We start from the raw sequence: 1,733 nt of genomic DNA on the forward strand, positions 1-1,733 counted from the left end.
CCCCTGTCTACCAGTGAATATGGCGATCCGGATATGGGCGCAGCAGCTGAGGAGCTCGCTGACAAGTATGACATCACCCGCCAGCAGCAAGATGAATTCGCGCTTCAAAGCCAGTTGAAATACCAAACCGCTAAACAGGCTGGCGTCTTTCATTCGGAAATCACACCTTTTCGGATCAGTGACGATTTCCTGCTGCGTGACGACGAATGCCCAAGGAGCCGGAGCAGTTTGGAAATTCTGAATCGATTGAAGCCGGTCTTTAAGGCAAACGGCGCCATAACAGCGGGGAATTGTTGTCCCGTCAATGATGGGGCAAGCTTTACAATCTTGGCATCGGAACGAGCTTGCCGGCTTTATCATTTGACGCCGATTGCGCAAGTGGTTGATGCAGTTGCGGTGGGGGTTGATCCCAATGACTTTGGGTTAGGTCCCGTTCCTGCCGTTGAAAAGCTGTTGGCGCGCCAAGAGTTAACGCTCGAAGACATCGATGTGATTGAACTGAATGAGGCTTTTGCCGTGCAGGCATTGGCTTGCATCAAATTGGGCAATTTTCCGATCGAGAAGATCAACCCTTCCGGCGGTGCGACTGCATTTGGGCATCCGTACGGCGCGACGGGGGCTATCCTGGTTACGAGGATGCTGACCGAACTGAACAGGAATGAAAAGAATCGATTCGGCATCGTCACGATGTGCGTAGGCGGGGGCCAAGGTGCGGCCATGCTCATCAGAAAGGCAGATCCAAATGATACCGAACAGTAAAATCATTCAGTTTTTGGAAGCGGACATCCGCGCGTACAATCAGCTCGTCGATCCGACTTTGGGTAGCAAAATAAGTCTCAGCTATCTGGCGACGTTATGGCAGGAATTCGATTTGCCGGAATTAGCCGATCAAACGCCGATACTGATGAAGCAAGCCTTCAGCAGTTACCGCGAACTTGGCTTCCATCAACCGTATGCCGTTTCGTTAAGCCTTACCGATAAAGCTCCTTTTAAACCCGGCAAAGCTTGTTGGATGTATACGTTGGTCATCAAGGAAGAAAATGCAGTGATTGCGACATGCGCGACCACTTTGCTGGTGGAGGGTCAAAAATGACATCAATAGCAAACAGTTTGCTTTTCTCCCTAGAGGAATTGCAGGCTTACAAAAAAATTTCAAGGGATGCTAATCCGATCCATGACACAGGCTTGGTGTTCGGCATATTGATAATGGCCAAAGTCGAGGCGATTTTATCAGCCCAGTGGGATTATCAAATCATCACCAAATATGAGTACAAGTTCCTGAAGCCTTTATTTGTGGGCGAACGTGCCCAGGTGAAATTTCTTCAGGAAGGTGAATTTGAGGTCTGGCGGGAGAACGAATGCATCGGGAAGGGTGTTTGTATTGGCAAATAGAATCGTATTGATAACGGGTGGGGCAAGAGGCATAGGTTTTGCCTTGGCAAAACCTTTTTTAAATGAGGGAGACCACGTCGTCATCACCGCTAAGACAATGGAAAGCATCGAACAGGCAGAGGCGGATTTGGTTCAATACAAAAATCGACTTTGGGCGAAGCACTGTGATGTCCGCAACCGCCAGGACTGCCAACAGTTGGTCCAGGACATTGTTCAGGAATTCGACAGGATCGATATTTTGATCAACAATGCAGGTGTTTGCGCAGACGGGCAATTTTACAAGATGAGCGAAGAAAATTGGGATCAAGTCACGGGCACCAACATCAACAGCTTATATAGCG

4 protein-coding genes are annotated in these 1,733 nt (G+C 49.0%); all 4 read left to right on the plus strand.

The window, feature by feature from the left end; translation table 11 throughout:
• Positions 1-759 (plus strand): thiolase family protein (locus WBV27_RS13235; RefSeq protein ID WP_424202587.1); only part of this gene is annotated, 759 nt, incomplete at its 5' end.
• Positions 743-1,093 carry a hypothetical protein gene (locus tag WBV27_RS13240; RefSeq protein ID WP_424202588.1) on the plus strand — a complete coding sequence of 117 codons (351 nt, stop codon included), beginning with the start codon at positions 743-745 and terminating at the stop codon, positions 1,091-1,093. The genes WBV27_RS13235 and WBV27_RS13240, both read left to right, overlap by 17 nt.
• A complete protein-coding gene (locus WBV27_RS13245) occupies positions 1,090-1,392 on the plus strand; it encodes a hypothetical protein (RefSeq protein WP_424202589.1) in 303 nt (100 codons plus the stop codon). Before WBV27_RS13240 ends, WBV27_RS13245 begins: the two co-directional genes overlap by 4 nt.
• Positions 1,382-1,733, plus strand: a 352-nt coding sequence (locus WBV27_RS13250) for an SDR family NAD(P)-dependent oxidoreductase (protein WP_424202590.1), incomplete at its 3' end; no start/stop codon positions are given. The genes WBV27_RS13245 and WBV27_RS13250, both read left to right, overlap by 11 nt.

It is taken from the genome of Trichococcus sp., from assembly GCF_049589555.1.
Lineage (GTDB): Bacteria > Bacillota > Bacilli > Lactobacillales > Aerococcaceae > Trichococcus.